At 73.3% G+C, this 13393-nt stretch carries 14 protein-coding genes; 4 read left to right on the top strand and 10 right to left on the bottom strand.

Annotated elements, in window-relative coordinates:
- Positions 1-99: 99 nt before the first annotated feature.
- Complete coding sequence (locus AC07F3_RS00840) at positions 100-819, bottom strand: GntR family transcriptional regulator (RefSeq protein ID WP_479110555.1); 720 nt, start codon at positions 817-819, stop codon at positions 100-102.
- 155 nt (positions 820-974) lie between these two features.
- Between AC07F3_RS00840 and AC07F3_RS00835 the strand changes: the two genes are divergently transcribed.
- The gene (locus tag AC07F3_RS00835) at positions 975-1976 is read left to right on the top strand and encodes a Gfo/Idh/MocA family protein (RefSeq protein WP_479109114.1); all 1002 of its coding nucleotides are present in this window, start codon (positions 975-977) and stop codon (positions 1974-1976) included.
- Position 1977: 1 nt separating this feature from the next.
- On the opposite strand, the gene AC07F3_RS00830 is transcribed toward AC07F3_RS00835, so the two are convergent.
- Positions 1978-3180, bottom strand: coding sequence for a cytochrome P450 family protein (locus AC07F3_RS00830; protein WP_479109112.1), 1203 nt, complete (start codon positions 3178-3180; stop codon positions 1978-1980).
- Between the two features lie 11 nt (positions 3181-3191).
- A complete protein-coding gene (locus AC07F3_RS00825; RefSeq protein WP_479109110.1) occupies positions 3192-3629 on the bottom strand; it encodes a PaaI family thioesterase in 438 nt (145 codons plus the stop codon).
- Positions 3630-3715: 86 nt separating this feature from the next.
- Here AC07F3_RS00825 and AC07F3_RS00820 point away from each other — a divergent pair, with 86 nt between their 5' ends.
- Positions 3716-4489, top strand: coding sequence for a hypothetical protein (locus AC07F3_RS00820; RefSeq protein WP_479109108.1), 774 nt, complete (start codon positions 3716-3718; stop codon positions 4487-4489).
- Between the two features lie 12 nt (positions 4490-4501).
- Here the strand turns inward: AC07F3_RS00820 and AC07F3_RS00815 are convergent, their stop codons facing one another.
- From AC07F3_RS00815 to AC07F3_RS00805, 3 genes are read right to left on the bottom strand one after another with little or no spacing between them, the layout of a single operon-like run.
- Positions 4502-5689 carry a cytochrome P450 family protein gene (locus AC07F3_RS00815; protein WP_479109106.1) on the bottom strand — a complete coding sequence of 396 codons (1188 nt, stop codon included), beginning with the start codon at positions 5687-5689 and terminating at the stop codon, positions 4502-4504.
- Positions 5690-5715: 26 nt separating this feature from the next.
- Positions 5716-6399 carry a response regulator transcription factor gene (locus tag AC07F3_RS00810; protein ID WP_479109104.1) on the bottom strand — a complete coding sequence of 228 codons (684 nt, stop codon included), beginning with the start codon at positions 6397-6399 and terminating at the stop codon, positions 5716-5718.
- Positions 6396-7619, bottom strand: a complete 1224-nt coding sequence (locus AC07F3_RS00805) for a sensor histidine kinase (protein WP_479109102.1) — start codon at positions 7617-7619, stop codon at positions 6396-6398. Before AC07F3_RS00805 ends, AC07F3_RS00810 begins: the two co-directional genes overlap by 4 nt.
- 147 nt (positions 7620-7766) lie before the next feature.
- Between AC07F3_RS00805 and AC07F3_RS00800 the strand changes: the two genes are divergently transcribed.
- On the top strand, positions 7767-7973 hold the full coding sequence (locus AC07F3_RS00800; protein WP_479109100.1) for a hypothetical protein: 207 nt from the start codon (positions 7767-7769) through the stop codon (positions 7971-7973).
- Positions 7974-8227: 254 nt separating this feature from the next.
- On the opposite strand, the gene AC07F3_RS00795 is transcribed toward AC07F3_RS00800, so the two are convergent.
- On the bottom strand, positions 8228-8854 hold the full coding sequence (locus tag AC07F3_RS00795) for a dihydrofolate reductase family protein (RefSeq protein ID WP_479109098.1): 627 nt from the start codon (positions 8852-8854) through the stop codon (positions 8228-8230).
- A 101-nt stretch (positions 8855-8955) separates the two neighbouring features.
- The gene (locus AC07F3_RS00790) at positions 8956-9768 is read right to left on the bottom strand and encodes an AIM24 family protein (protein ID WP_479109096.1); all 813 of its coding nucleotides are present in this window, start codon (positions 9766-9768) and stop codon (positions 8956-8958) included.
- Positions 9769-9958: 190 nt separating this feature from the next.
- Here AC07F3_RS00790 and AC07F3_RS00785 point away from each other — a divergent pair, with 190 nt between their 5' ends.
- Positions 9959-10699 (top strand): 3-oxoacyl-ACP reductase family protein, encoded by a 741-nt coding sequence (locus tag AC07F3_RS00785; protein ID WP_479109094.1) that lies wholly within the window; start codon positions 9959-9961, stop codon positions 10697-10699.
- Between the two features lie 100 nt (positions 10700-10799).
- Here the strand turns inward: AC07F3_RS00785 and alc are convergent, their stop codons facing one another.
- Complete coding sequence (gene alc / locus AC07F3_RS00780; protein WP_479109092.1) at positions 10800-11915, bottom strand: allantoicase; 1116 nt, start codon at positions 11913-11915, stop codon at positions 10800-10802.
- A gap of 4 nt (positions 11916-11919) precedes the next feature.
- Positions 11920-13257 (bottom strand): allantoinase AllB, encoded by a 1338-nt coding sequence (gene allB / locus AC07F3_RS00775; RefSeq protein WP_479109091.1) that lies wholly within the window; start codon positions 13255-13257, stop codon positions 11920-11922.
- Positions 13258-13393 lie beyond the last annotated feature (136 nt).

Raw genomic sequence — 13393 nt, 5'->3', positions numbered from 1 at the left:
GCCCGGTTGCGGCACGTGAGTTCTAGCGGCGGTTCCGCGACACCGTCAATACTTTGTCCGAACATTCTTACTCACGTGTGCTCCCCGCCGCCGCACCCCTCAGGGGCGTACGAGCAGCTGGAACTCGAAGGAGTAGCGCGAGGCCCGGTAGATGTGCGAGCCGAACTCCACCGCCCGGCCGGTGTCGTCGAAAGTGGTGCGCTCCATGGTGAGCAGCGGCGCGCCCTCGGTCTCGGTGAGCAGGTCGGCCTCCTGCGCACTGGCCGCCCGCGCCCCCACGGTCTGGCGCGCGCTGTGCAGCGTGATGCCCGCGCCCCGCATCAACCGGTACAGGCCGGTGCCCTCCAGGTACTCGGTGTCCAGCGGCAGCAGCCCGGCCGGGAGGTGGTTGCGCAGCCGCGCCATGGGCTCGCCGTGTGCGTACCGCAGCCGCTCCACCAGGTGGACGTCGCTGCCCTCCGGCACCCCGAGCGCGGCGGCGACCTGGGCGGTGGCCGGCTCGAAGGTGTTGCGCAGCACGGTGGTGGCGGGTTTCTGGCCGGCCGCCTCCAGGTCGTCGAACAGGCTGCTCAGTTCGAGCGGGCGCTTGACCTGGCTGTGCACCACCTGCGTTCCGACACCCCGGCGGCGGACCAGGAGGCCCTTGTCGACCAGCGCCTGGATGGCCTGGCGGACGGTGGGACGGGACAGACCGAGCCGGTGGGCCAGGTCGATCTCGTTGCCGAGGAGGCTGCCGGGGGTGAGGGTGCCCTTCTCGATGGCCGCCTCCAGCTGCCGCGAGAGCTGGAAGTAGAGCGGGACCGGGCTGGTGCGGTCCACGCTGAGCTGGAGCGGCTTCGGGAAGTCCGGCACGGGTCTGGGCTGCTTGGGCACGGAGCGAGCGTAGTGCGCCGGGGATGTTGACGGGAAGTCGTGAAGTTCGATTGTCAGGACAAAGTCTTGACAGGATGACCCGCCCCGGCCACGGTGTGCCCATGCGTATCGGACTGATCGGAACGGGACGGATCGGCGCCTTCCACGCGGGGGTCCTGGCCCGCCATCCCCAGGTCGGACGGCTGGTGGTCGCGGACGCCGACGCCGCGCGGGCCGCCGAGGTGGCCGCGCTGACCGGCGCCACGGCCGCCGCCACCGTGGCCCAGGCCCTCACCGGGGTGGACGCGGTGGTCATCGCCTCCGCGACCGCCGCCCACGCCGGACTCATCGCGGCCGCCGCCCGCGCCGGGCTGCCCGTCTTCTGCGAGAAACCCGTCGCCCTGGACGTGCCGGGCACGCTCGACGCGCTCGGGGCGGTGGAGGCGGCGGGCACCGAGCTCCAGCTCGGCTTCATGCGCCGCTTCGACGCGGGCTACCGCACCGCCCGCGACCTCGTGCGTTCGGGGCGGCTCGGCCGGCTGCACACCGTACGGGCCGTCACCTCCGACCCGGCTCCGCCGCCCGCCGCCTACCTGCCGCTCTCCGGCGGCCTCTACCGCGACTGCCTGGTGCACGACTTCGACATCGTGCGCTGGGTGACCGGCCGCGAGGTGACCGAGGTGTACGCGATGGGCTCGGACGCCGGGCCCGCGATGTTCCGTGCCGCCGGTGACGTCGACACGGCGGCCGTCGTCCTCACCCTGGACGACGGCACCCTCGCGACGGCGACCGCCGCCCGCTGCAACGGCGCGGGCTACGACGTACGCCTCGAACTGGCCGGAGAACACGACCAGTTCGCGGTCGGGCTCGACGACCGCACCCCGCTGACCTCGGCCGAACCGCACGGCCCCGGGCGCCCGGACAAGCCGTGGACCGGCTTCCTCGAACGGTTCGCCCCCGCGTACAAGGCCGAACTGGACGCCTTCCTCCGGCTCGTACGGGGCGAGGCGGCGAACCCCTGCGACGGGCGCGACGCCCTGCACGCCCTGCGCATCGCGGAGGCGTGCGAGGTGTCGCGCCGTCAGCGGCGGGTGGTGCGGGTGGCGGAGATCGCGGGCGGCTGAGCTACCAGCGCACCGGCAGGCTCTCGGGCCCGCGCACCAGCATCCCGGTGCGCCACCGCAGGGCTGCCGGGTGGATGTCCAGGGTCAGGTCCGGGCAGCGGTCGAGCAGGGTGCGCACCGCGATCCGGGCCTCCAGGCGGGCCAGCGGGGCGCCCAGGCAGTAGTGGATGCCGTGGCCGAAGGCGACGTGGCCCCGGGCGTCGCGGCGGATGTCGAAGCGGTGCGGGTCCTCGTAGCGCGCCGGGTCGCGGTTGGCGTCGGCCAGGGCGACGAGGACGAGCCGGCCACCGCCCGGGATCAGCGTTCCGGCGATCTCGACGGGCTCCTGGGTGAAGCGGTACGTCGGCGTCTCGACCGGGCCGTCGTAGCGCAGCATCTCCTCGACCGCGTTGTCGATGAGTCCGTCGAAGTCGTCGCGCAGCGCCGCCAGTTGGTCGGGGTGGCTCAGCAGCGCGAGCATGCCGTTGGAGATGAGGTTGACGGTGGTCTCGTGGCCCGCGACCAGCAGCAGCCAGGCCATTCCGAGCAGTTCGGGGCCGGACAGGTGGTCGCCGTCCTCCTCGTCGGCGCGCCGGATCAGCGCGCTGATGAGGTCGTCACCGGGGGCGGCGCGCTTCTCGTCGAGCAGGTGCGTCAAGTACTCGTTGGTCGCCTTGGCGGCGGCGAGGCGGTCTTCGAGGGAGGGCGCGGAGACGGAGGCGTTGGACCACTGGCGGAAGTTGTCCTGGTCGAGCGAGGGAACGCCGATGAGTTCGCAGATGACCGTGATGGGCAGCGGGAACGACAGCGCCTCCACGAGGTCGGCCCGGCGGTCCGGCGCCGCCAGCATCGCGTCGACGAAGCCGTCGGTCATCTCCTGGATGCGCGGCGCGAGCGCCTCCACGCGGCGGGGCGTGAACTCCCGGGTCACCAGCTTGCGCAGCCGGGTGTGGACGGGCGCGTCGGAGTTCAGCATGGTGGGCCCGGAGGAGACCTGCTTCACGCCCAGGTCGGGCGCGGCGTTGGACCACTGCTTGGACAGGCGGTCGTCGGCGAGGGCGGCCCGGCCCGCCTCGTACCCGACGACGAGCCAGGCGTCCGAGCCCTCGGGCATCCGGATGCGGTGCACCGGCCCGCGCTCCCGCAGCCCGGCGTAGACCGGGTAGGGGTCGCGGGTGAAGTCCTCGCCCAGCGCGGCGAGATCGACTATGGCGTCGCTGGTCAACGCGTGTCCCTTCAGGACGGTTCGGCAGATGCGGCGGACACCGCGGACAGTACGGTGCCCTGCGCGACGGCGCACAGCTTTTCCGTACCGGCCGCGTCCAGGGTGAACAGGTCGCAGCGGACGGTGGCCTGGCGGCGTCCGCCGTGGACGACCGTGGCCCGGGCGACGAGGGTGCGCCCCCGCGCGGGGCGCACGTACTGGATGGAGAAGCCACTGGTGAGCACCGCCGGGCCGAGTACGGTCCCGGCGGCGAAGGTCAGGGCGTTGTCGGCCGCGTAGGCCAGGACCCCGCCGTGCAGGAAGCCGTTCTGCTGGTGCAGTTCCTCGCGGATGTCCACCTCGAGGACGGCGCCGCCGTCGCCGAACGCGGTGATCCGCGCGTCCAGGAGACGGCTGAACGGCTGGCTGTCCAGCGTCGCCCTGGCGGTTTCGAGATCGAGTTCCCCCATGCCCTCCACCTCTCGTCGTGTGATCGGCCACACCCTAACTCTCCAGTAGCTTAAGGGGCTTCTACCCTGGTCACAGCGAGGGAGGCATGGTGCTGAGGCGTTGGTGGTTCATGGAGAGGCTGCGCCCGGCCGTACCCGAGCAGCGGCGCGGGGAGCTGTCGAAGGAACGGCAGCAGCTCGTCCTCGACGAGTGGGCGGCGGCCCGCGAGCGGCTCGACCGGCTGGTGTCGGCGCGGGTGACGGCCGTCGGCGACGTGCTGCGCACGGCCGAACTGCCGCCCGCCGCGGGCCCGTCGGCGCCCGCCGGCTCCGATCCGCGCGCCCGGGGCGACTGCGCGTGGGCCTTCGACGCCTTCCAGGCGGCGGGCAAGCTGCTCGACGAGGCGGCCGACCTGCCGGACCTCGCGGCCGCGGCGGTCCTCGCCGACCGGGCCCTTGAACGGTTCGCCGCGGTGCACGCGCGGGCGGCCGGGCAGCCGGTCCCCAAGGCCGCCCAGCGCTGCTTCTACAACCCGCTGCACACGGCGGCCGAGGAGATGCATGCCGCGGTCCGCAAGCAGCACCGCCAGCAGGCCAGGCGCCGCACCGGGCCGCGCGAGGCGGCCGCCGACCGGCGCCCGGCCTGCCCGTCGTGCCGCCGGGCGATCCTGGCCGGGCAGACCCCGGACGTCCTGCCCGCGCTCGTCCCGGTGAAGCTGTCGCGGCTGCGCACGGCCAGGGTTCTCGTGCCGTACTACTCGGTGCCCCAGCAGTGGTCGCTGTGGTCGGTCTGCGCCTGCGGGGCGTACGGGGACGAGTGGCCCGCGCTGGTGCTGCGCGGCGAGCACCGCAAGCGGGCGGCCGCCGCCCGCAAGGGGTGACTCACCCGCGGCTCACCAGCGGACGGGCAGGTGCCGGACGCCCCGGATGAGCAGGCCGGGCAGCCACTCCAACGCGCCTGCTCCGGGCGCCAGTTGGAGGTCCGGGGCGCGCTCCAGGAGGGTACGGATGGCGATCCGGCCCTCCATCCGGGCCAGCGGGGCGCCGAGGCAGAAGTGGATGCCGTGGCCGAAGGCGAGGTGTCCCTGCGGGGCGCGGCGGATGTCGAAGCGGTCCGGGTCGGGGTGGCGCAGCGGGTCGCGGCCCGCCGAGGCGAGCGAGACCAGCACGGGCGCGCCCGCCGGGACGAGCACGTCGCCGATCCGGACCTCCTCGCGGGCGAAGCGGTAGGTGGCGGTCTCGACCGGGCCCTCGTAGCGGAGTACCTCCTCCACCGCACCGTCGAGGAGACCGTCGAAGTCGGCGCGCAGCGCGGCCAGTTGATCGGGGTGGCCCAGCAGCACGCGTATGCCATTGGAGATCAGGTTGACCGTCGTCTCGTGGCCCGCGACCAACAGCAGGAAGGCCATGCCGATGAGTTCGTCCGGGGACAGCTGGTCGCCGTCCTCGTCGCGGGCGCGGATCAGCGCGCTCATCAGGTCGTCGCCGGGGCGGGCGGAGCGCTTGTCCTCGATCAGACCGATGAGGTACTCGCCCATCTCGCGCACGGCCGTGTTCTTGCCGTCGTCCACGGCGGGCGCGACGGCCGCGTTGGACAGCACCCGGAAGGCGTCCTGGTCGAGGTCGGGCACCCCCAGGAGCTCGCAGATCACCGTCATGGGCAGCGGGAAGGCGAGCGAGTCGACCAGGTCGGCGGTGCGGCCCGGCGCGGCCAGCATGGTGTCGAGCAGGCGGTCGGTGATCTCCTGGACCCGCGGCCGGAGCGCCTCGATGCGGCGCGGGGTGAACTCCCGCGCCACCAGCTTGCGCAGCCGGGTGTGCTGCGGCGGGTCGGTCTCCAGCATGTTGGCGCTGGCCGGCAGCGCGCCGTACTCCCAGTCGCCGTTGCTCCGCCAGTCCTTGGACAGGCGGGGGTCGGCGAGTGCGGCCCGGCCCTCCTCGTGACCGACGATCAGCCACACCTCGCCGCCCTCGGGGGTGCGCACGAGATGCGCGGGGCCCTCGGCCCGCAGCTTGGTGTAGACCGGATGGGGATCGGCGTTGAACTCCTCGCCGTACTCCCCAAGATCGATGACCTTCATGTCCCCGCCCCTCCGCTCGCTTCGTCTCAGCCTACGTCGCCGTCCGCCTCGTCGAGCAGCCCGGCGTCGTGCACCAACAAGGCGATCTGCACGCGGTTGTTGAGGCCGAGCTTGGCCAGGACGCGGGAGACATGGGTCTTGACGGTGGGCACGCTCAGGTACAGCCGGGCGGAGATCTCCGCGTTGGAGTGGCCCCGGCCGACGGCCACCGCGACCTCCCGTTCGCGCTCCGCGAGCAGCGCGACGCGCTCGCGGGCGCGGGCCGCCCGGTCACCGGGGCCGGCCGCGCCGCCGGACACCTGGGCCATCAACTGCCGTGTGACGGCGGGCGAGAGCACCGGGTCACCCTGGGCGACCCGTCGTACGGCGGCGACGATCTCGGCGGGCGGGGTGTCCTTGAGGACGAATCCGGCGGCTCCGGCCCGCAGCGCCCGCAGCACCTGCTCGTCGGCGTGGAAGGTGGTCAGGACGATCACCTCGGGCGCGTCGGGGCGGGCGCGCAGCGTCTCGGTGGCGGTCAGGCCGTCGACGCGGGGCATGCGGATGTCCATGAGCACGACGTCCGGGCGCAGTTCCCCGGCCAGCCGGTCGACGCCGGAGCCGTCGGCGGCCTCGCCGACGATCTCGATGTCCTCGGCGCCGCCGAGCATGAAGGTGAGTCCGGCGCGGACCAGCGGGTCGTCGTCGACGATGAGCAGGCGGATGGTCATGACGGCCACGGTAGCCAGGCCACGACCGCGAACGAGCCGTCCGGCCCGCGTGCGTGGTCGAGCCGTCCGCCCGCCAGGGTGGCGCGCTCGGTGAGCCCGATGAGGCCCTGGCCCGAGCCGGGCACCGCCGGCACGGGGCCCGGGGGCGCGGGGTTGCGGACCTCGATGGTGAGCCCGTCGCCCGGCCGGCCCGACACGGTGACGGTGACCTCGGCGCCGGGCGCGTGCTTGCGGGCGTTGGTCAGCGCCTCCTGGGCGATGCGGTAGGCGTTGCGCCCGGTGGCGACCGGAACACCGGCCGGGTCCGGGATCCGGCTGTCCAGGGCGACCTTCATCCCGGCCTCGCGGGATTCGGCGACGAGCGCGTCCAGGGTGGCGAGCGTCGGCTGGGGCCGGTCGTCGGCGCCCTCGCCGGGACTGCGCAGCACCCCGATGATCTGCCGCAGGTCCTGGAGCGCCTCGTGGGCGCTGTCCCGGATGATCCCGGCGGCCCGGGCGACCTCGGCGGGCGGCGCGTCGGGCCGGAATTCGAGGGCGCCCGCGTGCACCGAGAGCAGGGTGAGCCGGTGGGCGAGCACGTCGTGCATCTCGCGGGCGATGGCCTCGCGGGCGAGCCGCTGCGCGTTCTCGGCCCGCAGCGCCGCCTCGGTCTCGGCGCGCGCGGCCCGTTCGCGCAGCGCCACGACGAGCTGGCGCCGGGAGCGTACGAGCATGCCCCAGCCGGTGACCAGCAGGATGAGGACGGTGCCGATGACGGCGTTGGTGAGCAGGCTGGTCGTCGGGTCGGGGCGCAGGACCGGCTGGAGGACCGAACTCACCGCGGCGGCGCTGCCCACCGCGAGCACGGCGGGCTTGAACGGCCGGTGCACGGCGAGGCTGAACAGGGCGACCAGGAGCCCGCCCGAGGCGACCGGCGCCACGGTCGACACCACGACGAGCACCGCGGCAAGCCCCACCGGCCGGCGCCGCCTGAGCCACACCGCGCAGCAGGCCGCCGCGCCCACCAGCTGGTCGAGGAACAGGACGGTGTCGGAGTAGCCCGGTGTCTTGTCGAGGGCGTCGGCCGTGAGCAGGGCGATCAGGGCGGCGCAGAGGAAGGCGCAGATGTCGACGACCCAGTCGCGCACGGTGCGCCGGGGCCGGGCCCGGTCACCGGGCAGCTCGGGGTCGGCCACCGCCGAGGGCAGCAACCAGCGGAACTCGGGTCCGGCACGTGTCATGTCGACAAAGTTACGCAGCGGGAAAGCCCGGCGGCCCGCTGTGGGGGCGGGACGCTACCAAAGTCGCGGAGCCCGAGACTTTCGATGCGGGAGCGGTGTCCCTGCGGCCGACGCGGAGGCGCGCCCGGCGCGGGCAGGCTTCGGGGCATGAGGAGATTCCTGGAGGTCGCCGGGTGCCTGCTGCTCGTGCAGGGCGTCGGCGGGCTGCTGCACGAGTGGACGGGCTGGTTCAGCCTGTGGACGCTGGTGCACCGGCCCGACGCCCTGACCGGCCACGAGGTCTTCGCGAGCATCGTGCTCGCGGCCGCGGGCGTGGCGGTACTGATCGCGTCGGAACGGGCCCCGAGGCAGTAGTCGGACCGCGGCCCGGCGTCCGCGGCCGGTGCCCGCGAGGACCAGGAGCGTCTCCAACAGGCCCTGCACGCCCAGGCGTTCGCCGCCGGGTGCGGCCCACAGCGGTTCGGTGCGGAGGAGGGGGGCCGACGCGGGAGGGGAAGGTGCACCGGACCGCCCACATCCGCGCGGAGAACGTGTCCTTGGCGGAGAGGTGGGTGAGGCCCGGGCGGCGGGCGGGCCGGGAAAGGCCATTCCGCCCAGCAGGCCGGGCTTCACTCGTCGAGGTCGTAACTCCCGTACGTGGGGCGGCCGGTGGGGCACAGGGTGGTGATGGTGACGCCGCTGGGAGTGGTGCGGGACGCGGCCAGCGCGAAGGAGGTCGCGGGGACGCCGTCGGTGAACAGGCGGCGGCCCTCGCCGAGCACCACCGGGTAGGTCAGCAGGCGGTACTCGTCGATGAGGCCGTGCCCCATCAGGAACCGGGCCAGGGTGCCGCTTCCGTGCACCTGGAGTTCGCCGCCGGGCCGGTCCTTGAGGGTCCGGACCGCCGAGGCCACGTCCGAGTCGGAGCCCGCGAGGACCGTGGTGCCGTGCCACTCGGGGTTCTTCAGCGTGTTCGAGACGACGTACTTGGGGAGCCCGTTCAGGGGGGCCGCGATCGGATGGTCCGGCTCGGTGACGCGCGGCCAGTACCCGGCGAAGATGTCGTACGTGCGCCGGCCGAGCAGGAAGGCCTCCGCGCCCGCGAACCACTCGATGATCTGCCGGTCCGTCTCGTCGTCGCCGAACGGGACCTGCCAGCCGCCGTGCGCGAAGCCGCCGCCGGGGTCCTCCTCGGGCCCTCCGGGTGCCTGGACGACGCCGTCGAGGGTGAGGAACGTGGTGAAGGTGAGCTTCATGGTCCGAGCCTTCCTGAGGGGCGCTCCGGCGCGGTCGTGCCGCGCCGTTCACACCAGCTGAGACCGCGCGCTCCCCCGGAACTCATCGCTCCCGCGGCGCGTCATCCCGCGTGCGTGGAGAACAGGCCGCCCGTGGGGCCCTGCTTGTCGCCGCCCTGTGCCTTCTTCAGGGCGTTGGCCAGGCCTTCGATGGTGAGCGACTGGAGGATGACGCGGCCGTTGCCCTCCAGAGTGGCGAGCGAGAGGCCTTCGCCACCGAAGACGGCGTTCATCAGGCCCTGGCGGTTGAGGCCGCCGATGCGCTGCACGCCGTACTCGATGCCCTCCTCGAAGGCGACGATGCAGCCCGTGTCGACCTCGATGCGGCCGCCGAAGTCGGCCGGGTTGAGGTCGATGAAGTTGCCCGCGCCGCAGATGATCACGGTGCCGGTGCCGGTGAACTTCTCCAGGATGAAGCCCTCGCCACCGCTCATGCCGGTGCGGCCGCCCTGAAAGGCGATGCCGAAGTCGACGGTGGACTCGGCGGCCACGAAGGCGTCCTTCTCGGCGAACCAGGCCCGGTTCCCGGTGAGTTCGAGGGCGCGCATCTCGCCGGGCAGCACGCCCGCGAACCCGACGGTGCCCTCGCCGCCGGTGGAGGTGAAGTACTGGAAGGCGAGCGACTCGCCGGCCAGCGCGCGCTGGCCGACCTGCATCGCGGTGCCCATGGCCTGGCGCAGCATGCCGCCCATGCCGCCGCCCTGGCCCGCCTGGTCGCGCCCGCCCCGGTCGGGTCCGGACAGCCGGGTCTCCATCGACACGTTGGCGGTCTTGAAGAGGAACTTCCCGGCCTCGCAGTAGACGGTCTGGCCGGGAGTGAGGTTCACGACGGCCATCTGCATGGCGTTGCCGACGATCTCTTGCCGAAGGGTCACGGCGCTCTCCTGACGTGTGCGGGGTGCTTGCCGGGGGTCAACGTACGACACGGAGCGCCGGGTTCCAGCAGCGGGACTCGGTGTCCGATGGCCGCCAGCGCGGGGACCCGGTGACGGCTTTGCTTGAAGCCGCAACAACAACCGGTCCGGGCGCACCGCACCGGACCCGCCGAGGGAAGAGGACCCCACGATGAACTCGCTCAACGGCAAGAAGGCCCTGGTCACGGGCGGCAGCCGGGGCATCGGCGCCGCCACCGCGCTGCGCCTGGCCCAGCAGGGCGCCGATGTCGCCGTCACCTACGTCCAGGGCGAGGAGGGGGCCCGGGAGGTCGTCGCGAAGATCGAGGCGATGGGGCGGCGCGGGGTCGCGCTGCGCGCGGACCAGGCCCTGGCGGCGGACGCCGTGGAGAGCGTCGAGCGGGCGGCCGGGGCGCTCGGCGGCCTCGACGTGCTGGTCAACAACGCGGGCGTGGGCGTGCTCGCCCCGCTCGACCAGCTGAGCCTCGCGGACGTCGACCGGGTGCTCGCGGTGAACGTGCGCGGCGTCTTCCTCGCGTCGCAGGCCGCCGCGGCCCGGATGCCGCGCGGCGGGCGGATCATCACGATCGGCTCGTGCCTGACCCAGCACGCGCCGGGGCCCGGGGGCGTGCTGTACACCCTCAGCAAGTCGGCCCTCATCGGGCTCACCAGGGCGCTGGCGCGCGAGCTCGGACCGCGCGGGATCAACGCGACCGTCGTCCACCCGGGCCCCGTCGACACCGACATGAACCCGGCCGACGGGCCGTACGCCGCGGACCAGGCCGCGATGACCTCGCTCGGGCGGTACGGAACGCCCGACGAGGTCGCCTCGACCGTGGCGTTCCTGGCGAGCGAGGAGGCGGCGTACGTGACGGGCGCCGAACTCTCGGTGGACGGGGGCTACGCGGCCTAGCGCGCACGGGAAAAGCGCGAGGCACCCCGGTGCTGTCGGGTCGGGGTGCCTCGCGCGCGGGCGGGTGTCGTGCCGCCCTGCTCTAGGGGGTCGGGCCGGCTCAGCCGCCCAGTTCCTGGTGGCGGGCGGTCAGCCGCGCCGCGCCCTCGGCCGTCAGGGAGCCGAAGAGGCGCAGCCGCGAGATGCCGCCGTCGGGGAAGATGTCGATCCGTACGTGGGTGCCCACGGCGGGGGCGTCGAGGACGAAGCGGTGGTTGGTGTCGGGCTGCAGTCGCGTGCGCGGCAGGACCTCCGCCCACTCGCCCGACTCGCCGTCGCGGACCGAGAGCGCCGCCCAGCCCGCCGAGTTGCCCTTCAGGTACGCGGTGTCGATCTCGATCGCGCGGATCTCCGACTGGGCCGCCAGCTGGTAGCGGATCCAGTCGTTGCCCTTGTCGCGGCGGCGCCGGGTCTCCCAGCCGTCGTCCATCTTGCGGGAGCGGCCCGGCTGGATGGTGTTGGTGGCGGGAGAGTAGAAGCGGTCCGACGCGTCCTCGACCTGGCCGCCGTTCTCCAGGGCCGCGAGGTCGAACGTGCCGAGCGCGGCCAGCCAGCGCGGGTCGGGGGCGATCTCGCCGTGGACGCGCAGGCGGGCCACGCCGCCGTCGGGGTGCTGGTTCAGGCGCAGGTGCGTGAAGCGCTGCTCGACGTCGACCGCGAAGCCGTTGGCCGCGTGGCCGCCAACCGCCGTACGGGGCACGAGGGTTGTCCACTTCACGTCCGGGGCGAGCAGCTCCTCGGGCGAGGGGGAGCCCGGCACCGAGGTGGCCTCGACCGAGACGGCCTGCGGGTAGTTGCCGCGGAAGTGGGCGGTGTCGACGACGACGCCGCGCACCACGCCGGGCGCGCCCAGGCGGATGAGCGCCCAGTCGTGGTCCTCGTCGGTGGGATGCGGCTGCTGAGCCGAGACGCCGCGGCGGCGCCGGGTCTCCCAGCCGTCCATGATCTTGCCCTTGTGGCCGAAGTGCTCGGGGTCGAACTCGGCGGGCTCGGGCTTGAGGAGGTTCTCGCGCTCGGCGAAGAACTCGTCGTTGGCGGCGATCACACCCGCGCCCAGGCGCCGGTCGGCGAGGTCGACGTACTGGGTGAAGGCGAAGTCCGCGGTGCGGTAGTCCGCGTACGGGTCGCCGCCGCCGAAGGGGCTGGCGTCACCGGTGAAGGAGGGAAGGGTGCTCACGGTGTCAGTTGTTCCTTTCGAGCAGGCGGCCGGTGGGCTCGGCGATGACGCCGTCGTGCTGGATGCGCTCGCCGCGCAGCCAGGTCGACCTGACGACGCCGTGCAGCGTCTTGCCCGCGTAGGCGGTGACGCGGTTGCGGTGCTGGAGCTCGGCCGGGTCCACGGTGAAGGTCTCGTCGGGGGCGAGCACCGCGAAGTCGGCGTCGCGGCCGGCCTCGATGGCGCCCTTCTGGGTGAGCCCCACCAGGTTGGCGGTCGCGGTCGACATCCAGCGCACCACGTCCTCCAGGCTGTGGCCGCGCCGCCGGGCCTCGGTCCAGATGGCGGGGAGGCTGAGCTGGAGGCCGGAGATGCCGCCCCAGGCGGTCGCGAAGTCGTCGGTCTTGAGGTCGGCGGTGGACGGCGAGTGGTCGGTGACGATGCAGTCGATGGTCCCGTCGGCCAGCGCCGCCCACAGCAGGTCCTGGTTGGCGGCCTCGCGGATCGGCGGGCAGCACTTGAACTCGCTCGCCCCGTCCGGGACTTCCTCGGCGGTCAGGGTGAGGTAGTGCGGGCAGGTCTCGACGGTGAGCTTGACGCCCTCGCGCTTGGCGGCGGCGATCAGCGGCAGCGCGTCCGAGGACGACAGGTGCAGCACGTGGACGCGGGCGCCGACGCGCTTGGCCGCGTTGATCAGGCCCTCGATCGCGGTGTTCTCCGAGACGCGCGGCCGGGTCGCCAGGTAGTCGGCGTACTTGGGGCCGGTGAGGTGCGGGGCCGCGTCGAGCTCGTGCGGGTCCTCGGCGTGGATGATCATCAGGCCGTCGAACCCGGCGATCTCGGCGAGCGAGCGCTCCAGCTGCTTCTGGTCGAGCTCGGGGAACTCCTCGACGCCGGAGGGCGAGAGGAACGCCTTGAAGCCGAAGACACCGGCCTCGTGCAGGGGCAACAGGTCCTTGACGTTGTCGGGCAGCGCGCCGCCCCAGAAACCGGTGTCGATGTGCGCCTTGCTCGCGGCGACCTCCTGCTTGACGCGCAGGTTCTCGACCGTGGTGGTCGGGGGCAGCGAGTTGAGCGGCATGTCGATCAGGGTGGTGATGCCCCCGGCGGCCGCCGCGCGGGTGGCGGTCCAGAAGCCCTCCCACTCGGTGCGGCCGGGGTCGTTCACGTGCACATGGGTGTCGACGATGCCGGGCAGCAGCACGTCGTCGCCGAAGTCCTCGAGGCGCGCGCCGGCCGGGACCTCGGCCTCGTACGGCAGTACGTCCGCGATCTTCCCGTCGGCGACGGCGACCGTCGCCGGGCGCGTCCCCTCGGGGGTGATGACGCGCGTCGAGCGCAGTACCAGGTTGACGTCGGACACCCGAGCCTCACTTCCCAGCGGATTCTTCCGTACACCGGAATTCAACGATCTGTTGAAGGAGTTTGCGCGCTCGCCGACGAAGCCGTCAAGGGTGGCCGAGGCGTGACGGCCGACACGGGGGCGAGTCTTGGAGGTT

Source organism: Streptomyces sp. NPDC045846 (assembly GCF_056431605.1).
This window is presented reverse-complemented; position numbering and strand designations above follow the sequence as displayed.

What these genes read in the sequence shown, in the direction of transcription:
- AC07F3_RS00835 (WP_479109114.1), top strand. Translation starts at nt 975, where the DNA reads ATGCGTATCGGACTGATCGGAACGGGACGGATCGGCGCCTTCCACGCG.
- AC07F3_RS00825 (WP_479109110.1), bottom strand. Translation starts at nt 3,629, where the DNA reads ATGGGGGAACTCGATCTCGAAACCGCCAGGGCGACGCTGGACAGCCAG.
- AC07F3_RS00820 (WP_479109108.1), top strand. Translation starts at nt 3,716, where the DNA reads ATGGTGCTGAGGCGTTGGTGGTTCATGGAGAGGCTGCGCCCGGCCGTA.
- AC07F3_RS00815 (WP_479109106.1), bottom strand. Translation starts at nt 5,689, where the DNA reads ATGAAGGTCATCGATCTTGGGGAGTACGGCGAGGAGTTCAACGCCGAT.
- AC07F3_RS00810 (WP_479109104.1), bottom strand. Translation starts at nt 6,399, where the DNA reads ATGACCATCCGCCTGCTCATCGTCGACGACGACCCGCTGGTCCGCGCC.
- AC07F3_RS00805 (WP_479109102.1), bottom strand. Translation starts at nt 7,619, where the DNA reads ATGACACGTGCCGGACCCGAGTTCCGCTGGTTGCTGCCCTCGGCGGTG.
- AC07F3_RS00800 (WP_479109100.1), top strand. Translation starts at nt 7,767, where the DNA reads ATGAGGAGATTCCTGGAGGTCGCCGGGTGCCTGCTGCTCGTGCAGGGC.
- AC07F3_RS00795 (WP_479109098.1), bottom strand. Translation starts at nt 8,854, where the DNA reads ATGAAGCTCACCTTCACCACGTTCCTCACCCTCGACGGCGTCGTCCAG.
- AC07F3_RS00785 (WP_479109094.1), top strand. Translation starts at nt 9,959, where the DNA reads ATGAACTCGCTCAACGGCAAGAAGGCCCTGGTCACGGGCGGCAGCCGG.